This window comes from Microcystis sp. LE19-195.1E, from assembly GCF_027532095.1.
Classification (GTDB): Bacteria; Cyanobacteriota; Cyanobacteriia; order Cyanobacteriales; family Microcystaceae; genus Microcystis; species Microcystis aeruginosa.
Map to the genome: position 1 here is coordinate 1 of NZ_JAPZSZ010000184.1, position 1,773 is coordinate 1,773.

Annotated in this window: 3 protein-coding genes; all 3 read right to left on the reverse strand. The window is 42.6% G+C overall.

Going from position 1 to position 1,773, the window contains the following annotated elements:
* On the reverse strand, positions 1-411 hold a 411-nt coding region (locus O9300_RS10545), incomplete at its 3' end, for an RNA-guided endonuclease InsQ/TnpB family protein (RefSeq protein WP_287971588.1).
* Positions 333-530, reverse strand: a complete 198-nt coding sequence (locus O9300_RS10550) for a hypothetical protein (RefSeq protein WP_149978335.1) — start codon at positions 528-530, stop codon at positions 333-335. The genes O9300_RS10550 and O9300_RS10545, both read right to left, overlap by 79 nt.
* The gene (locus O9300_RS10555; protein ID WP_287971589.1) at positions 523-1,278 is read right to left on the reverse strand and encodes a DUF2232 domain-containing protein; all 756 of its coding nucleotides are present in this window, start codon (positions 1,276-1,278) and stop codon (positions 523-525) included. The genes O9300_RS10550 and O9300_RS10555 overlap by 8 nt, the downstream gene beginning before the upstream one ends.
* Between the last annotated feature and the right edge of the window lie 495 nt (positions 1,279-1,773).

A 1,773-nucleotide genomic window follows, 5' to 3' on the forward strand; every position in this document is an offset into this window, starting at 1 on the left:
CCATCGAATAGGTAAAGGTTCTGTGCATTTAGCTAAATAGATTTGTTTGTCTTTAAATTTAAAGGCTGATTTGGTAAATTCGGCACTTCCTCCTTGATGTTTTTTCTTAAAGTTAGGATACTTAGTACGACCAGCAAAGAAGTTAGTAAAAGCTGTTTGTAGGTGTCTTAAACCTTGTTGTAAAGGTACACAGCTTACCTCGTTTAAAAACTCTAATTCTTCTTGTTTTTTCCAATCAGTTAGCATTGAAGAAGTTTCAGTATATCCTACTCTTTCTTGTCTTTCGTACCAAGCTTGTGTTCTGAGATGGAGTGCCTTATTGTAAACCAATCTTACACAGCCCAATGTGCGCCGCAATAGCGACTCTTGTTCGGGTGTGGGGTAAAATCGGAACGAGTAGGCTTTTTCCATGTCTCACATTCTAGCATATATTTCGTAAATGTGCTAATATTTAACAGTAAAGCCGTCGTAGAACGACGGGGTTTCAGACCCAAATTTTCGATGATCCCCTGACCAAGATAATCACTCATAATCTAGTATGACCTGCACCCATTTGGGCGGACGAGAAATCGGATTACCGAGGCGATCAAGAACTAATAACGCCACTAAATGCACGGCAAATAAGTATAATAAACTATTGACAAATATGCCCACAACTGCTATAGATTGCACTTGCAGCAGCGTCGGTTTAGCGAGAATCCCTAACCAGGTGAAAATCCAATCGATAAAATTAGTCGCTTGGGTAATCACATATAACCAGAGATTTTCGCCTAAAAGAATTGAAAATAGCCAAAAACGAAAGAATAAACCAAAAGCCCCCAACAGTCCCCCAGTCAAGATAGAAAATTCCCAGCGCGCACCCCGGCGCCAGCATAGCCCCAATTGTAACCCCATCAAGCCGTGGGGAATCAAAAAGACGATACTGCGAGTCGGTCCCATTAACACCGACAAAAGTAAACTGGAAACTAATGCTGTCATGGAAGCACAACGAGCGCCCCAACGTAAATAGGCTAAAGCGATAGGAATCGGGAAGAAAACCCTTAATAACGGTCCGAGGGGAAAATAATAGTCAATTAACCAGATTAAACTGGTAGCACTGGCCAAAAAAGCCGTCTCCACCGTGATCAGGGTAGCGATAGACTTGAGGGGAGATGGTTGGATAGGTTTGGCAGTGGGTTTATCTAGGGGTTTCTCCTCTTCCCCCAGATCTACCCAATTGGTTTCATCTATTGTCTCTTCTGAGGATTGAGCGGGAGAATTAGCGTTAGAATCATTCATTCTATCAGTTATCCGGTGGTCGGGACGGGTTGGCAAGCTATTCTTAGCTTAGACTTGTGACTCCCAGTCAGGCAAGAGGCAAAAGGGGGAATAAATAATCAGTCTTTAATAACTGGATTTAGTATGAGGTGTTAGGGGTGGGGGAATTTACGGAAAATTTCCCTGTTTTCACTGAAAAAAACGGCTCTAAATAGGGTTTGCGGCAAAAAGTACGGGGGAAGCATTCGGATAGAAAATCTCCGGTTTCACCGATAGGTTATTGCTCGAATGCTTCCCCCCTACAGGACGCTATGCTGTTGTAATCGTCGAAACTGTTCATCTGAGTAGGTAGGGTGCGTTAGGAGCGCGACAATAGGGAGCATCTCACTTACGCGATGAGTAATTATACTTAGCCTAAAAGCCACTCTTAATCGTGTCTTGGAACGAAATAGAGGCTTTTAAAGACTGCGTACATGGAGAATTAAAACAAGAATTACCCTCGAAAAGCCTATTTTT

Bases quoted from the DNA above. Each gene is read 5' to 3' on its own strand.
- O9300_RS10550 (WP_149978335.1), bottom strand. From the start codon at position 530: ATGAGTGATTATCTTGGTCAGGGGATCATCGAAAATTTGGGTCTGAAA.
- O9300_RS10555 (WP_287971589.1), bottom strand. From the start codon at position 1,278: ATGAATGATTCTAACGCTAATTCTCCCGCTCAATCCTCAGAAGAGACA.